The 24,504-nt window shown below is 72.8% G+C and carries 19 protein-coding genes; 6 read left to right on the top strand and 13 right to left on the bottom strand.

Translation table 11 applies throughout. From position 1 onward, the window contains the following. Positions 1–73: 73 nt before the first annotated feature. The 4 genes from ACFC1R_RS00530 to ACFC1R_RS00545 form a co-directional block, all read right to left on the bottom strand. Positions 74–985 carry a YihY/virulence factor BrkB family protein gene (locus ACFC1R_RS00530; RefSeq protein ID WP_375930423.1) on the bottom strand — a complete coding sequence of 304 codons (912 nt, stop codon included), beginning with the start codon at positions 983–985 and terminating at the stop codon, positions 74–76. A gap of 128 nt (positions 986–1,113) precedes the next feature. Then, positions 1,114–2,868 carry a hypothetical protein gene (locus ACFC1R_RS00535; RefSeq protein WP_375930426.1) on the bottom strand — a complete coding sequence of 585 codons (1,755 nt, stop codon included), beginning with the start codon at positions 2,866–2,868 and terminating at the stop codon, positions 1,114–1,116. Positions 2,869–3,057: 189 nt separating this feature from the next. Beyond that, positions 3,058–5,082 (bottom strand): hypothetical protein, encoded by a 2,025-nt coding sequence (locus tag ACFC1R_RS00540; RefSeq protein WP_375930429.1) that lies wholly within the window; start codon positions 5,080–5,082, stop codon positions 3,058–3,060. Positions 5,083–5,432: 350 nt separating this feature from the next. Further along, the gene (locus tag ACFC1R_RS00545; protein ID WP_375930432.1) at positions 5,433–6,449 is read right to left on the bottom strand and encodes a glycosyltransferase family 2 protein; all 1,017 of its coding nucleotides are present in this window, start codon (positions 6,447–6,449) and stop codon (positions 5,433–5,435) included. Between the two features lie 317 nt (positions 6,450–6,766). On the opposite strand from ACFC1R_RS00545, the gene ACFC1R_RS00550 reads away from it, so the two are divergent. The 3 genes from ACFC1R_RS00550 to ACFC1R_RS00560 all read left to right on the top strand — a co-directional run bounded on the left by ACFC1R_RS00550 (position 6,767) and on the right by ACFC1R_RS00560 (position 13,761). Next, on the top strand, positions 6,767–7,417 hold the full coding sequence (locus ACFC1R_RS00550; RefSeq protein WP_375930435.1) for a class I SAM-dependent methyltransferase: 651 nt from the start codon (positions 6,767–6,769) through the stop codon (positions 7,415–7,417). Between the two features lie 132 nt (positions 7,418–7,549). Then, a complete protein-coding gene (locus ACFC1R_RS00555; RefSeq protein WP_375930438.1) occupies positions 7,550–11,137 on the top strand; it encodes a CDP-glycerol glycerophosphotransferase family protein in 3,588 nt (1,195 codons plus the stop codon). A 143-nt stretch (positions 11,138–11,280) separates the two neighbouring features. Further along, positions 11,281–13,761 (top strand): CDP-glycerol glycerophosphotransferase family protein, encoded by a 2,481-nt coding sequence (locus ACFC1R_RS00560; RefSeq protein WP_375930441.1) that lies wholly within the window; start codon positions 11,281–11,283, stop codon positions 13,759–13,761. On the opposite strand, the gene ACFC1R_RS00565 is transcribed toward ACFC1R_RS00560, so the two are convergent. The 7 genes from ACFC1R_RS00565 to ACFC1R_RS00595 all read right to left on the bottom strand — a co-directional run bounded on the left by ACFC1R_RS00565 (position 13,744) and on the right by ACFC1R_RS00595 (position 19,894). Then, positions 13,744–14,241, bottom strand: a complete 498-nt coding sequence (locus ACFC1R_RS00565; RefSeq protein WP_375930444.1) for a hypothetical protein — start codon at positions 14,239–14,241, stop codon at positions 13,744–13,746. The two genes, ACFC1R_RS00560 and ACFC1R_RS00565, sit on opposite strands and share 18 nt — an antisense overlap. A 33-nt stretch (positions 14,242–14,274) precedes the next feature. After that, the gene (locus ACFC1R_RS00570) at positions 14,275–14,832 is read right to left on the bottom strand and encodes a 2'-5' RNA ligase family protein (RefSeq protein ID WP_375930447.1); all 558 of its coding nucleotides are present in this window, start codon (positions 14,830–14,832) and stop codon (positions 14,275–14,277) included. Positions 14,833–14,839: 7 nt separating this feature from the next. Then, positions 14,840–15,877: a tryptophan--tRNA ligase gene (trpS, locus tag ACFC1R_RS00575; RefSeq protein WP_375930450.1), complete on the bottom strand. Its 1,038-nt coding sequence runs from the start codon at positions 15,875–15,877 to the stop codon at positions 14,840–14,842. A 30-nt stretch (positions 15,878–15,907) separates the two neighbouring features. Beyond that, positions 15,908–17,221, bottom strand: a complete 1,314-nt coding sequence (locus ACFC1R_RS00580; RefSeq protein WP_375930453.1) for a hemolysin family protein — start codon at positions 17,219–17,221, stop codon at positions 15,908–15,910. A 92-nt stretch (positions 17,222–17,313) separates the two neighbouring features. Next, the gene (locus tag ACFC1R_RS00585; protein ID WP_375930456.1) at positions 17,314–18,303 is read right to left on the bottom strand and encodes a malate dehydrogenase; all 990 of its coding nucleotides are present in this window, start codon (positions 18,301–18,303) and stop codon (positions 17,314–17,316) included. A 299-nt stretch (positions 18,304–18,602) separates the two neighbouring features. Then, entirely contained in the window at positions 18,603–19,031 is a 429-nt protein-coding gene (locus tag ACFC1R_RS00590) for a DUF3017 domain-containing protein (protein WP_045301399.1), read from the bottom strand. 5 nt (positions 19,032–19,036) lie between these two features. Continuing rightward, positions 19,037–19,894 (bottom strand): bifunctional methylenetetrahydrofolate dehydrogenase/methenyltetrahydrofolate cyclohydrolase, encoded by an 858-nt coding sequence (locus ACFC1R_RS00595; RefSeq protein WP_375930459.1) that lies wholly within the window; start codon positions 19,892–19,894, stop codon positions 19,037–19,039. Between the two features lie 252 nt (positions 19,895–20,146). Here ACFC1R_RS00595 and ACFC1R_RS00600 point away from each other — a divergent pair, with 252 nt between their 5' ends. The 3 genes from ACFC1R_RS00600 (at position 20,147) to ACFC1R_RS00610 (ending at position 21,835) form a co-directional block, all read left to right on the top strand. Then, positions 20,147–20,557, top strand: coding sequence for a hypothetical protein (locus ACFC1R_RS00600; RefSeq protein WP_375930462.1), 411 nt, complete (start codon positions 20,147–20,149; stop codon positions 20,555–20,557). 35 nt (positions 20,558–20,592) lie between these two features. Beyond that, on the top strand, positions 20,593–21,003 hold the full coding sequence (locus ACFC1R_RS00605) for a DUF2752 domain-containing protein (RefSeq protein WP_375930465.1): 411 nt from the start codon (positions 20,593–20,595) through the stop codon (positions 21,001–21,003). A 148-nt stretch (positions 21,004–21,151) separates the two neighbouring features. Continuing rightward, positions 21,152–21,835, top strand: a complete 684-nt coding sequence (locus ACFC1R_RS00610; protein ID WP_375930468.1) for an RDD family protein — start codon at positions 21,152–21,154, stop codon at positions 21,833–21,835. A gap of 117 nt (positions 21,836–21,952) precedes the next feature. On the opposite strand, the gene purH is transcribed toward ACFC1R_RS00610, so the two are convergent. Continuing rightward, positions 21,953–23,533 (bottom strand): bifunctional phosphoribosylaminoimidazolecarboxamide formyltransferase/IMP cyclohydrolase, encoded by a 1,581-nt coding sequence (gene purH / locus ACFC1R_RS00615; protein WP_375930471.1) that lies wholly within the window; start codon positions 23,531–23,533, stop codon positions 21,953–21,955. Continuing rightward, the gene (gene purN / locus ACFC1R_RS00620; protein WP_375930474.1) at positions 23,530–24,189 is read right to left on the bottom strand and encodes a phosphoribosylglycinamide formyltransferase; all 660 of its coding nucleotides are present in this window, start codon (positions 24,187–24,189) and stop codon (positions 23,530–23,532) included. The genes purH and purN overlap by 4 nt, the downstream gene beginning before the upstream one ends. Positions 24,190–24,504 lie beyond the last annotated feature (315 nt).

Raw genomic sequence — 24,504 nt, forward strand, 5'->3', positions numbered from 1 at the left:
GTGGTGGACGGGGCGGGTGGTGAAAGGGAGCGGGTGGTGGAGGGTCTCGGGTGGTGGAGGGGGCGGCGGCCGGTCAGGCCCCGTTGGCGGCGAGGGCGGCCCTGGCCTGTGCGATGGCCCGCTCGCGGGCTGCCTCGGGGTCGTCCAGGGCGGTCCAGGAGACGCAGTACATGAGCAGCCGGGAGACGAAGTTGATCCAGAGCAGCAGGGCGATCGGGACGCCGAAGGCGCCGTAGATGCTGCGCCCGGCCACCTTGCTGAGGTAGGAGGCGAGCAGCACCTTGAGCACCTCGAAGCCGACCGCGCCGATCAGCGCGCCGATCAGCACGGTACGGCGGCGCTGCCCGCCGATCCGGGGGAAGAAGCTGAGCAGGTAGGCGAACAGGAGCACGTCGCAGGCGACCGCGATCACGAAGCCGACGACGGCCAGCAGGTAGCGGCCGGGGCCGTCGCCGGCCAGGCCGATCGCGTGGGCGACGTGCTGGGCCAGCGTGCTGCCGAGGGCGGAGGCCCCCAGGGAGACGGCGGTGACCAGGCCGAGGCCGAGCAGGACCACGCAGTCCCAGCTCTTGCGCAGGACGAAGTTGCCGCCCTCCTCAGGGAGTTGCCAGATCTCGCGGATCGAGCCGCGCATGGTGTTCACCCAGCCGAGGCCGGAGAGCAGCAGCACCACGCCGCTGATCACGCCGATCGTCCCGGCGTTGGCGACCACCTCGTTCAGGTCGATCGCGTTGGAGAGGCCGGGGATCTGCTTGCCGATGTCGTTCTGGAGCTGCTGCACGCGCGCGTGCGAGAGCGTCGCGGCGGCGATCGCCAGCGCCACGGTGAGCAGCGGGAACAGCGCGAGGAAGCCGAAGAAGGTGACGGCCCCGGCAAGGCGGTGCCCCTTGAGGTCGTTGAAGTGTTCGAGGGCCAGGTAGGGGCGGCTGCGCAGCACTCGGGCGGCCAGCGGGCCGATCACCGGCAGTCGGGTCAGGAAGTCCATCGGCACACTCCCGCCCCGCCGGGGCAGTTGAGAGGGGACAGAAAGGGTGAATCCGAGCAAAACCCTGTATATCCCGACAGACCGGCGGGACGGGGGCGGCACTCCGGGGGCGGGTCAGCGTCGGAGGCTCACCCGGACCGGTCCGGCGACGGCGCCCGACCGCCGCAGTAGAAGGGCCAGTTCTCGGGGGAGACGTTGCCGCACCAGAGCCTGGTGTCCTTGCTGTCCTGCGGCCGCCAGTCCTCGCGCGGTGCCGCACAGGTGTGCCCGGGAGCGTACAACGGGCAGCTGCCGTCCGCCCGTTGGAGCGTGTGCGAGCGGTAGGCGTCGATGCCCATGGTGCCGCTCTGCGGGTCCTGCGGCATGTACCGGTTGGCGGACCAGGACGCGGCCATCGCTCCGAACACCGCCAGCCCGCAGAGCGAGCCCGCTGCCAGCCTGCGGCCGAGGAAGCGCGGCAGCCGCACCTGCCGTCCGGCGGTCAGGCGCAGCCACGCCGCGCGGACGCCGCCGGAGAGCAGCAGGGCGGCGAGCACGGTGAGGGCGATCAGCGCGTACAGGATCAGCCAGGTGGTGCGCGGGTAGAGCATGACGGCCTGGTCGCGCTGCATGTGGCCGGCGAACCAGAAGCGCAGGACCCAGGCACTGGCCAGGCAGCTCAGCGCGGCGATCACCGGGGGCCGGCGCAGGCCGAGGGCCAGGGCGAGGCCGAGGCCGGCCAGGACCAGCAGCGAGAAGGTGGTCTGCCCGGCCAGCTCCCCGGGCGGCGGCCAGGCCCAGGCGGCGGGCCAGCCGGAGCGGTCGGAGCGCCAGCCGAGGACGTAGGCCGGGTCGATGTAGACGTCGAAGTAGGCGTAGCGGTCGACCGTCCCGGCGCCGTGCGCGGCGAGTCTGAGCAGCAGCGGCGAGCCGACGGCGGCGGCGGTGACCGCGGTGGCGCCGAGCAGTCCGGCCGCCCGGGTCAGGGCGGCCCTGCCCCGGCGCCACGGTACGAGCAGCAGGACGGCCACCAGGACGCCGGGCGCGGACCAGACGAACCAGCCCGAGTACACCAGGAAGAGCAGCCCGAACACGGCGCCGAGCAGCGCACCGCGCAGCAGGGCGGCGCGGGCGGACAGCTCGGCGACGCGGGTGAGTTCGGTGAGCAGGCGGCCGATCAGCGGAAGCAGCACCACCATCACCAGATGGCTGTACGGCCGGATCGGGTCGAGGAAGAGGATGGCGGCGGGCAGGGCGACGGCCAGCGCCCAGGCGGGGCGGAGCAGGGTGCGCCAGGCGAGGTAGCAGAGCGGACCGAAGACCGCGCTGAGCAGGAGCTGGAGGTCCTTCAGGGCGTAGCCGACGTGACCGCCGCGCAGGTACCTGGCCCATTCGGCGAGCAGCACGATGAAGCCGGGCGGGTAGACGTCGGGCAGTCCCTCGCCGCGCAGGAAGGAGGCGGCGTAGCCCTGGAGGGTGCCCGGGTCGCCGTCCTGGCCGCCGAGGCCCCAGGGGGTGCCGCGCAGGGCGACGGCGATGCCGCCCGCGACGATCCCGGTGCCGAGCCCGGCGACGGCGGCGCACCCGAGTCGGAGCGCCAGGTGCCAGCGGGGGCCCCCGGCACGGTGGGCGGCCCACAGGACGGCGGCCAGCAGCGGGATCGCCAGCAGGGCGGCGCGGAACTGGAGTCTGGCCAGCCCGCTGACCTGCCCGACCCTGATCAGCGGGTTCACATGGATGTTGCGGGCCCAGACCATGAAGCCGACGGCGAGCGCGAGGGCGAGGGCCGCCTCGGCCGTGGCGGCGGGCAGCCGACGGGCCCGGGGGTGCCTCCCGGGCGTGGCGGCGGACGCCTGCGGGTCGGGCGGGGCGAGCTGCGGGTCGTCGGGTACCTCAATGGCCACATCGGGCATGCTGCTTCGCTTCCGTCGGGGAGGGGGCGAGGAGTGCGGGTGGCCCGGTCGCACCGTCGGGCGGCGCCGGGCAGTCCTCCGGCACTGCCCCGGGCGCAACGAGGCGCGACCCGGGCGGGGCATCGATGCGGGGTCGCATGAGCCCGAACGGGGCACACGGGAGGGGCGGCTGATGCTTCATCAGTAAGCCCGGGGGACGATCGGCCGGCCGTTCTCGGCGTAGCTGACCAGCGCGACCTCAAGGCGGTCCCGGCGCCCGGGGCCGGCCAGCCGCTCGGTGTCGGCCGCGAGCACCGGATCGTCGAGGTAGACCCGCATCGGGACCGGGGAGCCGTCGGCGAAGTCGACGATCTCCTGCGGGGTGTGGCGCCAGCGGCCCCAGATCCAGGCCCGCCAGGAGCGGCCGTTGTCGCGGGCGAGCACGCCGAGCCAGAGATTGCCCTCGTAGAACCGCGGGTCCTCACCCTGCCTCGGCTCGGTGAGCAGGACGCCGATCCTGGGATCGGGCACCGGCCGGGAGGCGTGCGCCGCAGTGACCAGGGCGGCACTGAACGGGGCCGCGTCGGCGCCGTGCAGGTAGCCGGCGGCCCGGCTGTCCTGCCAGCCGCTGCGGGTGATCCGCTCGTCCGGCTGGGAGTTGAGGACCAGCGCGGCCAGCACCGCGAGGGCGGCGGCCCCGGACCAGGCGGCCCGGGCGAGCGGAGCCGTACGGCGGTCGGCACCGGTCTCCGCGCGGCCGCGCCGCCCGGGCGGTCCGAACAGCGGGACGACGGCGGCGCCGAGCGCGGCCATGCCGACCACGACCAGCTGGTGCAGCAGCTTCTCGTAGTAGTACTCGGTGTGCCCGGTACTGGCGAGCTGGTACTGCCGCAGGACGAGCACGATCCCGGCCACCGCCAGGACGGCACCGAGCGCGGCCCGCCGGACGGCGTTGCGCCGGGCCGCCCGGGTGAGCAGGCCGAGCACGGTCAGGGCGAGCAGCGGCAGCAGCAGGTGCCGCACCACCGGCTGGACGGCGCCGGGCATGGCCAGCACGGCGGGCGAGTCGGCCTGGCTCCAGTTGGCCAGGACGGGCAGGGCGGCCGCCGCGCCGGTGAGGACGGCGGCGGCCGAAGCCGTCCGCCGCACCGGCCGCAGGCGCCGCCGGTGCACCACCGCCCAGATCAGCAGCACCGGCACCGCGGGGACCAGCAGCAGGTAGTAGGCGAAGGCCAGTGAGACGGTCAACGAGCCGAGCAGCAGCAGCTGTTCGCCCGGCCTGCCGACCGGGCGCAGCGCCAGCGCGGTGAGCAGGGCGAACAGTCCCAGGCCGAAGAGCTCGCTCTCGAAGCCCGCGAGCAGCAGCGGCGTCGCCTCGGCCAGCACCAGGTAGCCGCCGGTCAGCGCGCACAGCGGTAGCACCGCCCAGCCGCCGAGCGCCGGCCCGGCCACCCGGCAGGCCGCCCAGAGGACGGCCGCCACGCAGGCGGTGAGGACGGCTCCGGCGAGCAGGGTGAAGGCGCCGAGGGAGGCCAGGGACTCCGGCGCCCCGGTGCCGCTGCGGACGAAGCCGGTGAGCACGGCCAGGACCAGGTGGCTGCCCTGCGGGTAGCTCTGGAAACCCTCCTGGAGTGCGACGGCGGCCTGCTCGGGGTGGAAGACGAGATAGCCGCCGAGCCTCAGCACGGCGTCGTACAGCGCGAAGTGCCGGGCCAGGTCCTCTCCGTGGAACAGGGCGGCCAGCCGTCCGGTGGCGTCCTCGGCCAGCAGCGGGCGGAGGTAGCACCAGCCGACGGCCGCCATCGCGAGCAGCAGCAGGCGGTCGGCGAGCGGGACCCGAAAGCTCCGGCGGAAGAGGCGTGCCGGCCGGGCCGGCACGGCGACGGCCAGCGGCAGGGCGGTGGCCTCGGCGAGGGCGACCGGGTGCAGGCCCCAGGGCCAGAGCGAGGCGAGGACGCCGAGCAGGCAGCACCAGCCGGTCAGCAGTCCGGCGGCCAGGACCAGCCGGTCGAGGGCGCTGAGCCGGGAGCGGAACCGGGCCGCGGTGGCGACCCAGAGCAGGACGAGGGTCAGCAGATCGGCGCGGAGCAGGTGGAGCAGCGGGGGTGCGAGGAGCAGGACGGCGGACGGGAGCAGTGCGGACGGGGCCAGCCGACCGGGACGGGCCGCCGGGCGGAGCCCTGCCCCCTCGGAGTCCTCGGGCGCCTGGGTCGCCGCGTCGGGCATGGTGATCCGCTTCCGTCGGGTCGTCGGGGGCGGGGCGGCAGCGGTGGCGCGCGGACCGGCGCTCCACCTGCGGAAAGGCCCCTGGGCACCGAGGTTGGCACAGTCGGGACCTCCCCTCCACCACCGTCCGCGCCCTGCGCGCGACGACCACCCGCATGGGCGAGATCACCACCCGGCGACCCGCGGTGCACCGCCCGGGGGCGCGGCGCAGCCGCGTCGAGCAGCTGTGTGGACCGGGCAGCCGGGGAGGTCGGGGCCGACTGCGGCAGACAGGGGCAGACGGGCGGCGGCACCCCTCCATGCGTGCGGTTCCCGGACGGCGGGTACGCCCGCCTTCCCCGGGGGATCCGCTAGAGGATGCGCCGCGCGGCGCGGGTCGCCGCGTGCCGACTGCGGGCCAGGGCGCGGATCGCCTGGTAGGTCAAGTAACGCCCCCGGCTGAGGAGTTCGATGCGGACGCGCCCGCCGTCCGGGGCGGGCCGGTAGTCGGCGGGGCGCAGCCGGGCGCAGTGGCGGGCGGCCCGGCGGAAGTACTCCCGGCGGTCACCCGTCGGGATCCGGCCGGGCTTGCTGACCACGGTGTTGAGGTGGTGCAGCATCCGGCCGTAGACCACGGCGCGCCAGCGGGCGAGGTCCGGCCGGCCGTCGAGGAAGGCGAACACCCGGTCGTACTGGTCGAAGACGTCGAAGTGCCTGCGGGTCGCGGTGGCGAGTATGTTCCCGCCGCCCTCGCGCTGGCGGTAGTGGACGCCGACCCGGTCGAGCATGGTGATCCGGCGGGCGGCGAGGAGCGCGGGGAAGGTCCAGGGGGTGTCCTCGTAGTAGCCGGCCGGGAAGGTCAGGCCCTGCTCCTCGACGTAGCTGCGGCGGTACGCCTTGTTCCAGACCACCATCAGCAGTTCGAGCAGGTCGGGCCGGTCGTCGAGGGTGAAGACCTCGGGTCCCGAGCGGGCGAAGACGGGGGCGGAGCTGCTGCGGACGACCCGGCCGTCCCAGTAGGAGCGGGCGTAGTCGTAGACCAGGATCTCCGGGTCGTCGCAGGACTTCAGCCGTTCCTCGACCGCCTGGAGCAGTCCGGGGGTGAGGGTGTCGTCGCTGTCGAGGAAGATCACGTAGTCGCCGGTGGCGATGCCGAGCCCGGCGTTGCGGGCGCGGCCGAGTCCGACGTTCTCCGCGAGGTGCAGGACCCGGACCCGCTCGTCCCCTTCGGCGGCCCGGTCCAGGACGGCGCCGCTGCCGTCCGGTGAGCGGTCGTCGACCGCGATCAGCTCGAAGTCCGCGCAGGACTGGGTGAGGACCGAGTCGAGGCATTCGGTCAGGTATTCCTCAACCTGGTACACCGGGACGATCACGCTGAAACGGGGCATTGGACTCTTTCCCACGGGGACACGAGGGCCGCCGGAGATCACCGGTCCGCCGACGGACGCAGGCCGGATTGCGGCCTGGGGAGACCGGTCACGGAACGGCCCGGTCAGGGCCTGGTCCGCACCCCCGAGCGGCCTCGACCGACTCTCCCACCAAGCGCGTAACGAGTTGGCGGAATCTCGGTTACCGGCGTCGTACCTTCGAGTGAATCGCGCGGGCGGCGGCTTCGCCGCGCCTCTACTCTCCGTCACAGCTCGATCTCGTATCAACCCGTCGCGCCTGAGAAAGAGCGTGCCGGCAGCCCCGGGAGGCCACCGCCATGTCCGAAGTCCACGAGCCGCAGCAGCCCGGCTCCCCCGCCCCCGGTTCCGTCGCGGGGGAGGCCACCGCCGGCGCCTCGTACACCGAGCGGCTGGTCACCCTGGAGCAGTCGGGGATCAAGCGGCTGCTGCCGACCCAGGCTCCGTACCGCTGGAACCTGCGCCGGCTGCGGCTCGGCCGGGTGCTGGACGTCGGCTGCGGGGTCGGCCGGAACCTGCAGCACTGCGCGCCGGGCAGCGTCGGCGTGGACCACAACGAGACCTCGGTGGCCACCGCGCGGGCCCGCGGCCTGCGGGCCTGCACCGCGGCCGAGTTCGAGAGCGACCCCGAGCTCGGCCGACCGGGCGCCTTCGACAGCATGCTGGTCGCGCACGTGCTGGAGCACCTGGACGCGGCGACGGGGGCGCAGTTGCTGAAGGGCTACCTGCCGAGCGTGCGCCGGGGGGGCCGGGTGGTCCTGATCACCCCCCAGCCCGCCGGGTACCGCTCGGATCCGACGCACGTCCGCCTGGTGGACTTCGACGGCCTCCGGGAGCACGCCGAGAACGCCGGGCTGACGGTGCTGCGCAGTTACTCCTTCCCGTTCCCCGAGGCCGCGGGGCGGGTGTTCAAGTACAACGAGTACGTCCTGGTGGCCCGCCTCCCGTGACCGGCGGCCTCGCCCGGTCTCCCCGAATCGGTCACTTTCGGGCGGTACTATCCGCCCGTGTGCCGACCCCGGACCTTCCCCGGTCGGCTCCGGACCGGTCGCCAAGCCCCCGATGAAAGGCCCGCGCAGCCGATGGCACCCCGCCTCTCCGTCGTCGTCCCGATCTACAACGTCGAGCGCTACCTGGAAGAGTGTCTGGACTCGATCGCGGCTCAGACCTTCGCCGATTTCGAGTGCGTCATGGTGGACGACGGCTCCCTGGACGGCAGTGCGGCCATCGCCGAGGCGTACGCCGCCAGGGACGCGCGGTTCCGGCTGGTGCGCCAGGAGAACAAGGGCCTCGGCGCCGCCCGCAACACCGGCTACCGGCACATCGGCGAGGGCACCGAGTTCCTGGCCTTCGTGGACAGCGACGACACGCTGCCGCCCAGCGCGTACGAGCTGATGATCGGCACCCTGGACGAGACCGGGTCGGACTTCGCCACCGGCAACGTGCTGCGCTTCCGCGCCGTCGGGTACTACCAGTCCGGCGGGCACCGCAAGCCGTTCAAGGAGACCAGGCTGCGGACCCACATCACCGAGATCCCCTCGCTGGTCACCGACCGCACCGCGTGGAACAAGGTGTACCGCCGCGCGTTCTTCGACGCCGCGGGGGTGCTCTACCCCGAGGGCATCCTGTACGAGGACGCGCCGGTCAGCGTGCCGCACCACTACCTGGCCCGCAGCGTGGACGTGCTCTCCGAGCCGATCTACCACTGGCGCGAGCGCGAGGTCGGCGAGATGTCGATCACTCAGATGCGGACCAACCCCAAGGGCCTGATCGACCGGGTGAAGTCGATGGAGCTGGTCCGGTCCTGGCTGCTGGAGCAGCCAGGACCCGGGTTCCGCCGCCATCTGCGCTCCTACGACGAGAACAACCTCGTCGAGGAGATCCCGATGTTCTTCTGGTCGGTGCTGGAGGGCGACCAGGACTACCGAGACGCCTACCGGGAGAACGTCAGCCGGCTGCTCCGCGCGATCGGCCCCGAGCAGGTCCGCCGGCTGCGCGCACCGTTGCGGCTCAAGTACCACCTGACCCTGCAGGGGCGGATGGACGAGCTCGTCGAGCAGATGCGCTTCGAGAAGGACAGCAACGGCGCCGCCCCGGCACGCGGCCTGCTCCGTCCGTACGCCGACTACCCGTTCCTGCGCGGCGGCCGCAGGAGCGTGCCCGCCGACGTGCTGCGGCTGGACAACGCGCTGGTGATGCGCAGCCGGCTGTACGAGTCCGGCTGGGAGGACGGCCGGCTGCGGATCACCGGGCACGCCTTCCCCGAGCACCTGGGGGCCGAGCACAAGCACGACATGGTCAAGGTGCTGGTGCTGCGCGAGGCCAAGGGCCACCGGGTGCTGGCCGTGCAGACCAGGACGATGTACAGCCCGGAGGCCACCGCCAGCTCCCCGCACGACCTGTACAGCTGCGACTGGGCCGGGTTCAGCGCCGTCATCGACCCCAAGCGCCTGAAGCACCGCGGCCGTTGGCGCGACGGCTCCTGGCGGGTGCTGATCGCCGGGGTCGGCAAGGGCGGCGTCTACAAGGGCCGGATCTCCGGCGGCTGGAGCGACACCGCGGAGTACCCGCCGGTGCACTGGGTCGAGGACGACGTGCGGATCGTGCCCTGGCTCCGGGACAACCACGTCTACCTGCGGGTCGAGCTGGTCAGGGCCCGTGCGGTGCAGGTGGATTCGGCGGCCGGCGAGGTACGGGTGACCGGGTCGGTGCGGTCCGGCGCCGACCTGGCGGGGGCCAGGCTGCGGCTCAAGCACGTCGAGTCCGACCGCGACCTGCTCTTCCCGCTGGAGCTCGGCACCCCCGCCGGGCCGCACGTGCCGTTCACCGCGAGCTTCCCGATCGCCGAACTGTCCGCCGTCCGGGCGACCTGGGACGCGCTCGACCCGTCCTCCGCCGACCGGCTGCGCGACCGCTGGGACACCGAGCTCCAGCTGACCGACGGCTCCACCGTGCCCGTGGTGATAGACGACCGCCGGGCACCGGCCCAGCTGGACGTGCCGATCGAGGGCCTGCCGGGCGAGGGCGCGCCCGGCACCGCGCGCGGCGGGCCGCGGGCGCTCTACTCCAAGCCCTCCCCCAGCGGGTACCTCCAGTTCGGCGACCAGGTCCTGCAGCCGGTGGTCGAGGAGATCACGGCCGCCAGGGACGCCGACGGCTTCCTGCTCAGCGGCAGCTTCCCGCTGCCGGGCACGCACCGGTACGAGCTGGTGATCCGGCACAACTGGCTGGAGGAGGAGCACAGTTACCCGGTGGAGATCACCGGGGGCCGGTTCCGGGCCGCGCTGCCCGCCGTGCCCACGGCCTCCTTCGCCGGGCAGGTGCCGCTGCGCCGGGGCACCTGGGAGGTCTTCTTCCGGCCCGTCGGCGCCGCCGCCGACAGCACCTGGCCGCAGGTCCTGCTGGCGCCGTCCTGCCACGGCTCGCTGCCGCTGGAGGTCGAGGCCCGGGGCAAGCGGATCACCCTGGAGCGCCGCCGCTACGACGCCCTCTCGCTGGAGTCGCACTCCGACCTGCTGCCGGAGGAGCGCAGCGGCTACCGGCAGCGGCAGCTGCGCGCCGAGTTCCCCGCCCTGCAGCGCCGTCCGCTGACCGACACCGTGCTCTACGCCGTCGCCTCCGGCGGCCAGTACGCCGGCTCTCCGCGCGCCGTGCACGAGGAACTGGTGCGCCGCGACACGCCGGTGCGCCACCTGTGGACCACCGACGACCGGCAGGCCGACCTGCCGCAGACCGCCGAGCCGATCCGGCAGTGGTCCACCGAGTGGTTCGAGGCGCTGGCCACCGCCAGGTACGTGGTCACCAGCACCCATCTGCCCGACTTCTTCGAGCGCCGCCCCGGCCAGGTGGTCCTGCAGACCTGGCACGGCACCCCGCTGAAGCGGATCGGGCACGACTTCGAGAAGGTCTGGTTCACCGACGCCCAGTACCTCAGGCACCTGGACCACGAGGTGCCGCAGTGGAGCCTGCTGGCCGCCGCCAACCGCTGGTCGACGCCGGTGCTGCGGCGGGCCCTGCGCTACCGGGGCGAGATCCTGGAGAGCGGCTACCCGCGCAACGACCTGCTCTTCGCGAGCGACCGGGAGAAGACCGCCGAGCGGGTCCGCGAGCGGCTCGGCCTGCCCGAGGGCAGGAAGGTGGTGCTGTACGCACCGACCTTCCGCGAGGACCGGCGGCGTCCGCAGGACGGCTACCAGCTGGACCTGCGACTCGACCTGGCCGCCGCGCAGGCCGCGCTGGGCGAGGACCAGGTGCTGCTGATCCGCAGCCACGAGCTGATGTGCGGCCAGATCCCGGGCGCCGGGAACGGCTACCTCTGGGACGTCGGCACCTACCCGGACATGGCCGAACTGCTGCTGGTCGCCGACGTGCTGGTCACCGACTACTCCTCGGTGATGTTCGACTTCGCCGTCACCGGCCGCCCGATGCTCTTCTTCACCCACGACCTCGCCCACTACCGCGACAACCTGCGCGGCTTCACCTTCGACTTCGAGGCCGAGGCCCCGGGCCCGCTGCTGGAAACCTCGGCCCAGCTCGTCTCGGCACTCGGCCGGGTGGAGGCGGTGGCCGCCGAACACGCCGACCGGTACGCGGCGTTCCGCGAGCGCTACTGCGATCTGGACGACGGCCAGGCCGCGTCCCGGGTGGTGGATGCACTGTTGAAGAACTGACGACATGACGGTCGGGAATTCTTGTGAATTACCGGCCGTCATATCGTCGCCCTGATTCGGAAATTGACCCGCCGGACGGCTGTGGTGTCCAATAGCGAAAACCCAGCAGGGTTCTCGACTCCCGCAGCGCGGAGGGCATTCCGGTGCCTCGACCTTCCTTTGCCAGATCCCTCGGATTCTCCGTCCCGCTCCCCCGCCGGACGGCACCCGCGGCCCCGCCCGACCGGGCCCCCCGGATAGGGATCCGCTCCGCCGCCTGGGTCGGCGGACTGCTCGAACTCGTCGGCCACGCCCACACCCCGGGCCGCAGCGCCGACCACCTCGGCGCCGTCCGCACCCTGATCACCCTGCACCGCCCCGGCCAGCGCCGCCTCACCGTGCTGCGCACCACCCCCCGCTACCTCCCCGAGGTCACCGACGACCTCGCCGAACCCGGACTCAACCTCGACTGGGCCGGGTTCGCGGTCCGCATCGACCCGGCGGTGCTGCGGCGCGGCGGGCACTGGGAGGACGGCGTCTGGCGGATCGGCGGCCTGCTGCTGAACGGCCTGCGGCCCCGGCCGGGCGGCTTCACCGCCCACTGGTGCGGCTCCGGCGAGTACCCGCCCGCCGCCTGGGTGGCCGAGGGCGTGCAGGCCATCCCGTACTTCCGGGGCGACCAGCTGTACCTGCGGGTCGAGACCGCCCGCGCCCGGGTCAGCGCCTCCCGTACCGTCGGCGACAGCGTCGAGCTGGCCTGTCTGAGCAGCCGGCGGGCCGAGGGCGCGACGGTCCGGCTCAGCCACCGCCAGTCCCCGGCCGTCATCGCGCTGCCCGTCCTGCCGGGGCCGGGAGGCAGCCTCACCGTCCGGATCCCGCTCGGCGCCTTCGAGCGCAGCGGCCGGCCCGCGCCCGACCCGGCCGGTACCGCCCACTGGGACCCGGTGCTGCACTACCCGGACGGGCGGGCCGAGCCCCTCGTCCTCGACCACCGCCCCGGCGCCCTGCCCGCCCAGTTCGCGCTCCCGGCCCCCGGCCGGACGCTCCGCCTCAAGCACCTCGCCGACAGCCGCCTGCAACTGTGCGAACAGGACTGCGTCCCGGTGGTGGACACCCTCGCCTCGACCGCCGGCGGATTCCTGCTCACCGGCCACTTCCCGCGGCCCGGGGCCGCCGCGCACGAACTGGTACTGCGGCACGGCGGCGGCTGCGGGGAGCAGCACCTCGCACTCGAACCGCTGCCCGACGACCGGTTCCACGTACGGGTGCCGCTCACCGTCCCCACCTCGTACGGCGGGCGGCTGCCGCTGCGCAAGGGCGTCTGGGACGTGCTGATCCGGCCTGCGGGCGATCCCGGGAACGAACAGCAGGTGGTCCTCGCCCCGGACGTCCTGCGCGTCCTGCCGCTCCCGGCCGAGACCCACGGCAAGCGCATCCTGCTGCAACGGCGCTGGCACGACACCCTGATCCTGGACTCCACCCCCGTCCTGCCCGCCGCCGAACGCAGCGCCCACCGCCAACTCCAGCTGCGCGCCCGGCGCTACCCGGCCGCCCGGCGCCGCCCGCTGCACGAGGCCGTGCTGTACGACGTCTTCGGCGGTCGCGGGTACGCCGACTCCCCGCGCGCGATCCACGCCGAACTGACCCGGCGCGCGCCCGGGTTGCGCCACCTGTGGACCGTGGAGGACGCCCAGGCCGAACTGCCCGAGGGCGTCGAGCCGGTGACCGTCTGGAGCCCCGAGTGGTACGACGCCCTCGCCACCAGCCGCTACCTGGTCGGCAACACCCACTTCCCGGAGTTCGTCGAGCGCCGGGACGGGCAGGTCGTCCTCCAGACCTGGCACGGCACCCCGCTGAAGCGGATCGCCCACGACGTCGACACCGGCTGGCTCGACGACGACGGCTACCTGGAGCGCCTCGCGCGCGAGGTGCCGCAGTGGAGCCTGCTGCTGTCCCCCAACTCCTTCAGCACCCCGATCCTGCGCCGGGCCTTCCGCTACCGGGGCGAGATCCTGGAGAGCGGCTACCCGCGCAACGACCTGCTCGCCCGCCCCGGCGCCGGGGCGGCCGCGGCCGTCCGGCGCCGCCTCGGCATCCCCGACGGCAAGCGGGTCGTCCTCTATGCGCCCACCTGGCGCGAGGACGCCCGCCGCGGCGACGGCTACCGGCTCGACCTGCGGCTCGACACCGGCGCCGCGCGGGCCGCGCTGGGCGGTGACCACGTGCTGCTGGTGCGCCCGCACGCGCACGTGCTCCAACGTCCGCCCGGCTGCGGCGACGGCTTCCTGTACGACGTCGGCGACTACCCCGACACGGCCGAACTGCTGCTGATCACCGACGTGCTGGTCACCGACTACTCCTCGGTGATGTTCGACTTCGCCGTCACCGGCCGCCCGATGCTCTTCTTCACCCACGACCTCGCGCACTACCGGGACGACCTGCGTGGCTTCTACGTCGACTTCGAGGCCGAGGCCCCGGGGCCGCTGCTGGAAACCTCGGCCCAGCTCGTCTCGGCACTCGGCCGGGTGGAGGCGGTGGCCGCCGAACACGCCGACCGGTACGCGGCGTTCCGCGAGCGCTACTGCCACCTGGACGACGGCCGGGCCGCGTCCCGGGTGGTGGACGCGCTACTGGAGCGCCGGTAGCGCCTCCGTCCGCCCCCGGCTGCTCCGGAGCGGGCCGGGGACGGGGAAGTACGCCCGGAGGAAGCCGACCACCCGGCGGTCCTGTTCCACCGCGAGGACCGCGTCCTGCCGGCCGTCGTTCAGGCAGAAGGTGTCCGAGGAGCGCTCGGCCAGGTCGTCGCGGACCTCCGCGAGCCGTCCTCGACGGCGGGCCAGCTCGGGCGGCAGACCGGCCGGCCGTTCCTCGTGGGCGTGGTACGCCGCACGCAGGTCGGGCAGCGGTGGCACCGGTCGCGGTGCGGGGCGGGGGTCGCGGTGCGGGGCGGGCCCGGCCGCCGCGACGACCCGGCGGGCAGCGGACGAGACCCCGAAGAACCCGGCGGGCAGCGGACGTGGCGGCTCCGGGCGGTGCGGCGGCTGACCGGCGTCGGCGCGGGAGCGCCCGGGCCGACGGCAGACGGACGGCTGTCCGCGGTCCCGGCGACGCCGGGGAAGTTCCACCACCCGTTCCGGACCGCGAACGGGCGGGGTGGCTCAGCCGCGGCCGAAGGTGTAGCCGTGCCAGGGCCGCCAGACCCCGTCCGCGTCGAAGCGGGAGAGGCAGAAGCCCGGTACCGCGAAGGCGGCGTGGAAGGCGCGGGCCTTCTCGTACGCCAGGTCGAGGACCTCGTCGGCGAGGCCGTGGGCGACCGTGACGTGCGGGTGGTAGGGGAAGGCGAGTTCGCGGGCGAGCGGCCCGGAGCGCACGGCGGCCTCCAGCACCCGGCACTCCTGGGCGCCCTCCTCGACCCGGACGAAGACCACCGGAGAGACCGGCCGGAAGGTGCCGCTGCCCTGGAGCAGCATCCGGAAGGCCGCGTGCCCGGCGGCGACCGTGCTCAGGTGCTTCTCGATGTCGGGCAGCCGGTCGCGGGGGACCTCGGTCGGCGGCAGCAGGGTGACGTGGGTGGGTATCGAACGGGCGAGCGGGTCGCCGTGGCCGTCGCGGGCGTCCTGGATGGCACTGCCGTACGGTTCCGGGACGGTTATGGACACCCCGATGGTGACGACCTCCGGGAGGTCGCCGCCATCGGGGAGTGAGCGCGAGGGCATCAGCGCGTCAGCGCTTCGGCGCCAGGAAGCCGATGCGGTCGTAGACCGTGGCCAGGGTCTCGGCGGCGACCTCGCGGGCCTTCTCGGCACCGAGGCCGAGCACCCGGTCCAGCTCGGCCGGGTCGTCCAGGTAGCTCTTGGTGCGGGCCTGGAACGGGGTGACCCACTCGGTGAACAGCTCGGCCAGCTCGGTCTTCAGGGCGCCGTACATCCTGCCCTCGAAGTGCTCGACCAGCTGCTCGATCGACTGGCCGCTGAGCGCGGAGTGGATCCGCAGCAGGTTGGAGACGCCGGCCTTGTTCTCCTCGTCGTAGGAGACCACGGTGCCGGTGTCGGTGACGGCGCTCTTGAACTTCTTCGCGCTGACCTTGGCCTCGTCCAGCAGGTTGACCAGGCCCTTGGGCGAGGCGGCCGACTTGCTCATCTTGGCGGTCGGGTCCTGGAGGTCCAGGATCTTGGCCGTCTCCTTGAGGATGTACGCCTTCGGGATGGTGAAGGTCGGCGCGTAGCGGGTGTTGAAGCGCTCCGCGAGGTCGCGGGTGAGCTCCAGGTGCTGGCGCTGGTCCTCGCCGACCGGGACGGCGTCGGCCTGGTAGAGCAGGATGTCGGCGATCTGCAGGATCGGGTAGGTGAACAGGCCGACCGAGGTGCGGTCGCTGCCCTGCTTGGCGGACTTGTCCTTGAACTGGGTCATCCGGGACGCCTCGCCGAAGCCGGTGAGGCAGTTCATCACCCAGCCGAGCTGTGCGTGCTCGGGGACGTGCGACTGCACGAAGAGGGTGCAGCGCTCGGGGTCGAGCCCGGCGCCGAGCAGCTGGGCGGCGGAGATCCGGGTGTTCTCCCGCAGGGTCGCCGGATCCTGCTCGACGGTGATCGCGTGCAGGTCGACCACCATGTAGAAGGCGTCGTTCTCCTCCTGGAGGGAGACCCACTGGCGCACCGCGCCGAGGTAGTTGCCCAGGTGGAAGGAGCCCGAGGTGGGCTGGATGCCGGAGAGAACCCGGGGACGGTCCTTCACCGGACCAGTGACCGCTGCGTTGACCATGAGCGCCATTGTTCCAGCTCCACCGACCAGTCAGGAAACGTCTGCGCTCGGAGCATCCGACAGTGTGACGGCACTCACCTTGATGCGCTCGATCCGGCGGCCGTCGAGCTTGGCCACGGTGAGCCGGACGCCGTCCTCGGTGACCGTCTGGTCACCCGCCCTCGGCAGCCGTCCCAACGCGCTCACCAGGTATCCGGCCACGGTCTCGTACGGGCCCTCGGGGAGGGTGACGCCGGTCTCCTCGGCGAAGTCGGCGAGGTTGAGCAGGCCGTCCAGCTCCATGCCGCCGCCGGCCAGCCGGCGGGTGGCCGTGGTGTCCTGGGCGTCGTACTCGTCGCGGATCTCGCCGATCACCTCCTCGACCAGGTCCTCCAGGGTGACGATCCCGGCCGTGCCGCCGTACTCGTCCACCACGATGGCCAGGTGGTGGCCCTCGCGGCGCATCTCGCTCATCGCCTCGAGCACCCGTTTGGTGGCGGGCAGCAGCTTGACCGGACGGGCGATGTCGCGGATCCGCACCGCACGCCCGCCCTTGGCCCCGTACAGGTCGCGGACGTGCACGAAGCCGACCACCGCGTCGTACGAGCCCTCGACCACGGGGTAGCGGGAGTGCGGGGAGGAGTTGGTCTCCTCGCGGACCTCGGCGAGGACCCGGTCGGCGTCCAGGAAGGTGACCTCGGTGCGCGGCACCATCACCTCGCGCAGCTGGCGCTCGCCGGCGGCGAACACGTCGGCGATCAACGCCCGCTCGTCGCTGCCGAGTTCGGTGTTGGCCGCGACCAGGCCGCGCAGTTCCTCCGAACTCATGCTGCCGCGCCCGGCCTTGGGGTCGCCGCCGAACAGCCGGACCATCACGTTGGTGGAGACCCCGAGCAGCCAGATCACCGGCCGCAGCACCACGGACATCACGTCGACCACGGGCGCGGCGAGCACCGCGATCGAGTCGGCCCGCTGCAGTCCGATCCGCTTGGGGGTCAACTCGCCGAGCACCAGCGAGGCGTAGCTGATCACCAGGGTCAGCCCGACCAGCGCGACGGCGTCCGAGACCCCGCCGGACAGGCCCAGCCGGGCGACGTAGGGGGCGGCCTTCCCGGCCAGCGTGTCCGCGCCGAAGGCGGCGGACAGGAAACCCATGCAGGTGACCCCGACCTGGACGGCGGCCAGGAACCGGTTGGGGTCGGCGGCGAGGTGCGCGGCCCGGACGGCGCCCCGGGTGCCCCTGGCCTCCAGCTCCCTGATCTGGCCCTCGCGCAGCGAGATCAGCGAGATCTCGGCGACGTTGAACAGGCCGCCCAGCATGATGAAGACCAGGACGAGGGCGGCGTCCTGCAGGGTTTCACTCACGGTGGGTCAGTGTACGGCTGCGGCCGGACGCCCCTGGAGACATCCGGCCGCGGCTCGGTTCGCGTTCGGCTCCGCCCGGAGCCGGATCAGGCTCAGATCAGGTTGAGGGCCTTGACCGCGTCGCGCTCCTCGACCAGCTCGGCGACCGAGGCGTCGATGCGCTTGCGGGAGAACTCGTTGATCTCCAGACCCTGGACGATCTCGTACTTGCCGTCCTTGCAGGTGACCGGGAAGGAGGAGATGATGCCCGCCTCCACGCCGTAGGAGCCGTCGGAGACGATGCCCATCGAGGTCCAGTCGCCCTCGGCGGTGCCGTTGACCCAGGTGTGGACGTGGTCGATGGCGGCGTTGGCGGCCGAGGCGGCGGAGGACGCGCCACGGGCCTCGATGATGGCGGCGCCGCGCTTGGCGACGGTCGGGATGAAGTCCTCGGCCAGCCACTTCTCGTCGTTGACGGCCTCGGCGGCGTTCTTGCCCGCGACCTCGGCGTGGAAGATGTCCGGGTACTGGGTGGCCGAGTGGTTGCCCCAGATGGTCAGGCGCTTGACCTCGTTGACGGTGACGCCGAGCTTCTTGGCGAGCTGGGCGACCGCGCGGTTGTGGTCCAGGCGGGTCATCGCGGTGAAGCGGTCGGCCGGGACGTCCGGGGCGTTGCGCTGGGCGATCAGGGCGTTGGTGTTGGCCGGGTTGCCGACCACCAGGACCTTGATGTCGTCCGCGGCGTTGTCGTTGATGGCCTTGCCCTGCGGGCCGAAGATGCCACCGTTGGCCTGCAGCAGGTCGCCGCGCTCCATGCCGGCGGTCCGCGGGCGGGCACCGACCAGCAGCGCGACGTTGGCACCGTCGAAGGCGACGTTGGCGTTGTCGGTGATGGTGATGTCGCGCAGCAGCGGGAACGCGCAGTCGTCCAGCTCCATCGCGGTGCCCTCGGCGGCCTTGACGCCCTGCGGGATCTCCAGCAGACGGAGGTTCACCGGCACGTCAGCGCCGAGCAGGTGGCCCGAGGCGATGCGGAAGAGCAGCGCGTAGCCGATCTGGCCGGCCGCTCCGGTGACGGTGACGTTGACGGGGGTGCGAGTCATTTCTACCTTCTCCAGCAAATCGCCAGTGCCCCAGGCACGTCGGCGCGCTGGAGCCGAGGATGATCTCTCGACATCGAGAGAACCGCCGCCAGGTTATCGCAAGGCGACCTCCCGGAGCGTTCAAGGGCCTGGTTATTACGTCACAAACGCACAGGGCCCCGTCCGCGGCGGCGGACGGGGCCCGACGCCTCCCGGAGCCCGTGGCGGGCCGCTCGCGGGGCCGTCGTCGACGGCGGTGGCGGCCGGGCGCCACCGGCGGCGGGGACGTGCCCGCCGCCGGTGTGCCGGGGACGCCGGCCTCAGTGCCGCTGGCGGCCGATCAGCTGGCCGATGTTGTCCAGCACCGACAGATGGAGCCACGGGTCCGGCTGCGTGACCAGGGTCAGCAGCATGATCACCGCGCCGAGGAAGCTCAGCACGGTGACGTCGGTGAACCGGCTGCGGACCGCCAGCATGCCGACCTCCGGCAGCACCAGCCGCAGCACGGCCGCCAGCAGCAGCGAACCGCCGACCGTCAGCAGTCCGACCTTCGTCAGCAGCCCGGCCCGGGAGTCGCCGAACCAGGCGATGGCGAGCCCGACGCAGGCCACCGCCAGGACCAGGGTTATCGGCCACTGCCGGACCGGCAGCGGGTGGCTGTGGTGCAGCGCCGTTCCCGAGCCCTCCGGGGGCAGCGTGCCCGTGGTCTTCACCGGCCGACGGCGCGACCGGCTCACCTTGAGGTCCATCCGACTCAGCGACCGGCGCGGCGCTCGGCCGCCTCGACGATGTTGTTCAGCAGCATCGCGCGGGTCATCGGACCGACCCCGCCGGGGTTCGGGGAGATCCAGGCGGCCACCTCGGCCACGCCCGGGTCCACGTCGCCGACGATCTTGCCCTCGCCGTTGCGGCTGACGCCCACGTCCAGCACCGCCGCGCCCGGCTTGACGTCCTCGGGCTTGACCAGGTGCGGGACACCGGCGGCGGCCACGATGATGTCGGCCTTGCGCAGGTGGTAGGCCAGGTCACGGGTGCCGGTGTGGCAGAGCGTGACGGTCGCGTTCTCGCTCTTGCGGGTGAGCAGCAGGCCGATCGAGCGGCCGACGGTGACACCGCGGCCGAGCACGACCACCTCGGCGCCGTTGATCTCGACCTTGTGGCGGCGCAGCAGCTCCACGATGCCGAGCGGGGTGCACGGCAGCGGGCCCTCGATGCCGAGCGCCAGCCGGCCCAGCGAGGTGGGGTGCAGGCCGTCGGCGTCCTTGTCCGGGTCCATCAGCTCCAGGACCGGGTTCTGGTCCAGGCCCCTGGGCAGCGGGAGCTGGACGATGTAGCCGGTGCACGCCGGGTCGGCGTTGAGCTCGCGGACGACGTTCTCCACGTCCTCCTGGGTGGCGGTCGCGGGCAGCTCGCGCTGGATGGAGGCGATGCCGACCTCCGCGCAGTCCTTGTGCTTGCCGTTCACGTACCAGCGGCTGCCCGGGTCGTCGCCGACCAGGACGGTACCGAGACCGGGGACGATGCCCCGCTCCTTGAGGGCCGCGACGCGCACGGCCAGTTCGGACTTGATCGCGGCGGCGGTGGCCTTGCCATCGAGAATCTGGGCAGTCATGGCCCCATTCTCCTGGATCGGCCGGGATGCCCGCGTCACCACCCCGGCCGTGCAGAAAGTGCCGATCCGAAGGACGGAGCGTGGGCTTCGGGTTGCGGTTGCGCCACAGTTGGGTGCTCGGCCGGGCCTCGGCTGGACACCGCCGCGCGGACCGGTTGACGATAGGGGCCTTGTCATCTCAGCCGTCGCCCGCTACGCCCGTTGACGGGCCGTAGGAGACGACGGGGAGATCCCGGGGGAAGAGAAGCACAAGTGAGCAATCCGTACCAGACACCGCCGCCCGATCCGTACGGCGGCTACGGGCCACCGCAGCCGCAACAGTCTTACGGCGCACCGCAGTACCAGCAGCCGCCGCAGGCCGGTTACGGCTACCCGCAGCAACCCCAGCCGCAGCCGCAGCAGTTCGCGGCACCGCCCGCCGCGCCGCAGCCCAACTCGATGGCCACCGCCTCGATCGCGCTCGGCTTCATCGCCGTGCTGGCCTCCTGTGTCTACGGCGGCTTCCTGGGCCTGATCGGCCTGGGTGTCGGCATCGCCGGGCTGAACCGCTCCAACACCACCGGAGTCGGCCGGACCCCGGCGATCGGCGGGATCGTGCTCAACACCCTGGCGGTGCTGATCTCCGTGGCACTGGTCGTCTTCTACCTGGTCCTCGCCAAATAGCCGTGGCCGCGCCAGGTATGAGCACGACGAACCTCGTGAGCGGTCTCACCGACCGCTGGCGCCGGTCGGCCGACCGGCTCTCGGGCGGCCTGCTGCGGGTCGCGCTGCGCCTCGGCGGCGGCGGCGCGGCGGCGCTGGTGGTGGCCCGGCTGCACGACGTGCACGACCCCGGTTCGCTCTGCATGCTGCGCCGGTTCACCGGGATCCCGTGCCCCGGCTGCGGCAGCACCACGGTCTTCATCGAGGCCGGTCACGGGCACTGGTCGGCCGCACTGGCCGCGAACCCGGTCACCGTGGTGGTCGCCCTCGGTCTCCTGGTCGCACCGCTCGGACCGGGGCGCTGGTGGTGGCAGCTGCCCGACCGGAAGCGCAACCTCCTGATCGGCACCGCCCTGACGGTCGCCTGGGTCTGGGAGTTGTGCCGGTTCGGCATCATCCACCCCTGAACCCCACGGATCCCCGCCGCCGGAAACCCCTGTCTCGCTGTCAGGCGGTTCCGCTAGTGTCCCACCCGGTCGGAACGCTCAACTGCCCGTCCGTCCGAGGGTCTTCCCTGTCCACCCGTCCCATGTCCCATCCCGCTCGGAGGCATCAATGAGCTACCCGCCCGACCCGAACAACCCGTACGGCCAGCAGCCCCCGGCCCCCGGCTACGGCTACCCGCAGCAGGCCCCGCCGCCCGCTCCGGGCTACGGCTACCCGCAGCAGCCCCCGGCCCCCGGCTACGGCGCCCCGCAGCCGGGTTACGGTGCCCCGCAGCCCGGTTACGGCATCCCGCAGCAGCAGGGCCCGTACGGCGGCGCCGGCATGGTGCAGAACTTCTACGCGGGCTGGGGCAGCCGCGTGGTCGCCCGCATCATCGACATGGTCGTGATCGGCATCATCCCCGGCATCATCCTGTTCATGATCCGGGGCAAGACCACCGTGGACTGCTCGGCGATCGGGCAGGGCGGCCACTGCGTGACCTCCACCACCGGCGGCGTCAGCCCGGCCCTCTACAACGTGCTGTCGGGTGCCGTGAGCATCATCATCTGGGCGGTCCTCGCCCTCATGAAGAGCTCGATGGGCCAGTCGCTGGGCCAGAAGGCCGTCAACATCCGCATGGTGAACGAGGCGACCGGCCAGCCGCTGAGCTTCGGCGCGGCCTTCGCCCGTGAGGCGCTGCACCTGCTCGACACGTTCAGCTGCTGCGTCGGCTACCTGTGGCCGCTGTGGGACGCGAAGAAGCAGACCTTCTCCGACAAGATCATGAGCACCGTGGTCGTCAAGGCGCAGTAAGCCGCAGTCGGACGCACCACGCCCGAGGGCCCGTACTTCCCTGCGGAAGTACGGGCCCTCGGCGTCGGGTCACCGGGTCACCGGATCAGTGGATCAGTGGGTCACCGGGTCACCGGATCAGTGGAAGAAGTGCCGGGTTCCGGTCAGGTACATCGTCACCCCGGCGGCCGCGGCGGCCGCGATCACCTCGTCGTCGCGGACCGAACCACCCGGCTGCACCACGGCCTTGACGCCGCCGTCGACCAGCACCTGCAGGCCGTCCGGGAACGGGAAGAACGCGTCGGAGGCGGCGTACGAGCCCTGCGCACGCTCACCGGCGCGGTTGACCGCCAGCTTGGCGGAGTCCACCCGGTTGACCTGGCCCATGCCGACGCCGACCGAGGCGCCGTCCTTGGCCAGCAGGATGGCGTTGGACTTGACGGCCCGGCAGGCCCGCCAGGCGAAGGCCAGTTCGGCCAGCTCGGCCTCGGAGAGGGCGTCACCGGTGGCCAGCGTCCAGTTCGCCGGGTCGTCGCCCTCGGCGTGGATCCGGTCGGTCTCCTGCAGCAGCACGCCGCCGGAGATCGGACGGGCCTCCTCGCGGCTGCCGGGGGCCTCGGGGGCGCGCAGCACCCGGATGTTCTTCTTGCGGGCCAGCACCTCGACCGCGCCGTCCTCGTACGCCGGGGCGACGACGACCTCGGTGAAGATCGGGGCGATCTGCTCGGCCAGCTCGACGGTGACCGGACGGTTGACCGCGATCACGCCGCCGAACGCGGAGAGCGGGTCGCAGGCGTGCGCCTTGGCGTGCGCCTCCACGACGTCCCGGCCGGTGGCGATGCCGCACGGGTTGGCGTGCTTGATGATCGCGACGGCCGGCCCGGCGTGGTCGTACGCGGCCCGGCGGGCGGCGTCGGTGTCCACGTAGTTGTTGTAGGACATCTCCTTGCCGTGCAGCTGCTCGGCGCCGGCCAGCCCGCCGGTGCCGTCGCTGTACAGCGCGGCGCCCTGGTGCGGGTTCTCGCCGTAGCGGAGCACGTTCTGGCGCTCGTAGCTCGCGCCGAGGAAGGCCGGGAAGGCGTCCTCGGTCTCGGTGTAGCCCGAGGTCTCGAACCAGTTGGCCACGGCCACGTCGTACGCGGCGGTGTGCGCGAAGGCGGCGGCCGCCAGGCGCTTGCGGGTCAGCAGGTCGAAGCCGCCCTCGCCGGCCGCCTTCAGCACGTCGCCGTAGCGGGCCGGGTCGACGACCACGGCGACCGAGGGGTGGTTCTTGGCGGCGGCGCGGACCATCGACGGGCCGCCGATGTCGATCTGCTCGACGCACTCGTCCGGAGTGGCGCCGGAGGCGACGGTGGCCTTGAACGGGTACAGGTTCACCACGACCAGGTCGAAGGGCTCGACCTCCAGCTCGGCGAGCTGGGCCCGGTGCGACTCCAGGCGCAGGTCGGCGAGCACGCCGGCGTGCACGCGCGGGTGCAGCGTCTTCACCCGCCCGTCCAGGCACTCCGGGAAGCCGGTCAGCTCGGAGACCTCGGTCACCGGGACACCGGCGGCGGCGATCCGCCCGGCGGTGGAGCCGGTGGAGACGATGGTGACCCCGGCGGCGTGCAGGCCCTGGGCCAGCTCCTCCAGACCGGTCTTGTCGTACACGCTGATCAGCGCGCGACGGATCGGCCGGACGTTCTCGGAGACGGGGGGCGTGGTGGAGCTGGCACTCATGCCGGGATCCATACCTTTCGGTCCTCGATGCGGTGACCCTCGCGGGCCAGGCGGCCCACGATGTCGACGAGCAGGGTGCGCTCGACGGTCTTGATGCGTTCGTGCAGCGCTTCGCCGCCATCGGCGTGGTCGGCGTCCTCGATCTCGACGACGCCCTGCGCGATGATCGGCCCGGTGTCCACCCCGGCGTCGACCAGGTGGACGGTGCAGCCGGTGACCTTCACCCCGTACGCGAGCGCGTCGGTGACGCCGTGGGCGCCGGGGAAGGAGGGCAGCAGGGCGGGGTGGGTGTTGACGATCCGTCCGGCGAAGGCCGCGAGGAACCCGGCGCCGAGGATCTTCATGAATCCGGCCGAGACCACCAGGTCCGGTTCGTACCCGGCGACCGAGGCGGTCAGCGCACGGTCCCAGTCGGCGCGCTCGGGGTGGTCGCCCAGCCGGTGCACGAAGGTGGGGATGCCCGCCTGCTCGGCGCGCTTGAGCCCCGCGATGCCGGTCCGGTCCGCGCCGACGGCGACGATCTCGGCTCCGAACGCGGGGTCGGCCGCGGCGTCGATCAGCGCCTGCAGATTGGTGCCGGACCCGGAGACCAGGACCACCAGACGGGCCGGTCCCGGCGTACGCGGCGGAAAGACTTGGGCGGAAACAGCGGCCACTGCGCAATTCTCCGTACGTCGTTACGCCCCCAGCCCTCGGCCGGGAGGTGCCCCCAGCTGGTACATCCACCGACGGTGGGGCCACTACTGGCGGCGAACATGTCAAAGGCGGTTCTCCGGGCGCCGGGAGATGCGCTGCGCTGCGGGACCCCGGGAACCCTTCCGAGCTGCTGACCGTCACCACGATAACGGCTGGTCGCAGGCCCTCCGTACGCATTCGGCGGCGCTACGCGCGTAGTTGAGACGGGGATCTCGCGGCACCCGTCCGACGGGTACCCGGAGGAGCGGAGGCGGTCGACCGCGCGGCCGCCCGGG

Source organism: Kitasatospora sp. NPDC056138 (assembly GCF_042264695.1).
Taxonomy (GTDB): Bacteria; Actinomycetota; Actinomycetes; order Streptomycetales; family Streptomycetaceae; genus Kitasatospora.

What these genes read in the sequence shown, in the direction of transcription:
- ACFC1R_RS00555 (WP_375930438.1), top strand. Translation starts at nt 7,550, where the DNA reads ATGGCACCCCGCCTCTCCGTCGTCGTCCCGATCTACAACGTCGAGCGC.
- ACFC1R_RS00610 (WP_375930468.1), top strand. Translation starts at nt 21,152, where the DNA reads ATGAGCTACCCGCCCGACCCGAACAACCCGTACGGCCAGCAGCCCCCG.
- ACFC1R_RS00590 (WP_045301399.1), bottom strand. Translation starts at nt 19,031, where the DNA reads ATGGACCTCAAGGTGAGCCGGTCGCGCCGTCGGCCGGTGAAGACCACG.
- trpS (WP_375930450.1), bottom strand. Translation starts at nt 15,877, where the DNA reads ATGGTCAACGCAGCGGTCACTGGTCCGGTGAAGGACCGTCCCCGGGTT.
- ACFC1R_RS00540 (WP_375930429.1), bottom strand. Translation starts at nt 5,082, where the DNA reads ATGCCCGACGCGGCGACCCAGGCGCCCGAGGACTCCGAGGGGGCAGGG.
- ACFC1R_RS00550 (WP_375930435.1), top strand. Translation starts at nt 6,767, where the DNA reads ATGTCCGAAGTCCACGAGCCGCAGCAGCCCGGCTCCCCCGCCCCCGGT.
- ACFC1R_RS00530 (WP_375930423.1), bottom strand. Translation starts at nt 985, where the DNA reads ATGGACTTCCTGACCCGACTGCCGGTGATCGGCCCGCTGGCCGCCCGA.
- ACFC1R_RS00570 (WP_375930447.1), bottom strand. Translation starts at nt 14,832, where the DNA reads ATGCCCTCGCGCTCACTCCCCGATGGCGGCGACCTCCCGGAGGTCGTC.
- purH (WP_375930471.1), bottom strand. Translation starts at nt 23,533, where the DNA reads ATGAGTGCCAGCTCCACCACGCCCCCCGTCTCCGAGAACGTCCGGCCG.
- ACFC1R_RS00595 (WP_375930459.1), bottom strand. Translation starts at nt 19,894, where the DNA reads ATGACTGCCCAGATTCTCGATGGCAAGGCCACCGCCGCCGCGATCAAG.
- ACFC1R_RS00545 (WP_375930432.1), bottom strand. Translation starts at nt 6,449, where the DNA reads ATGCCCCGTTTCAGCGTGATCGTCCCGGTGTACCAGGTTGAGGAATAC.
- ACFC1R_RS00585 (WP_375930456.1), bottom strand. Translation starts at nt 18,303, where the DNA reads ATGACTCGCACCCCCGTCAACGTCACCGTCACCGGAGCGGCCGGCCAG.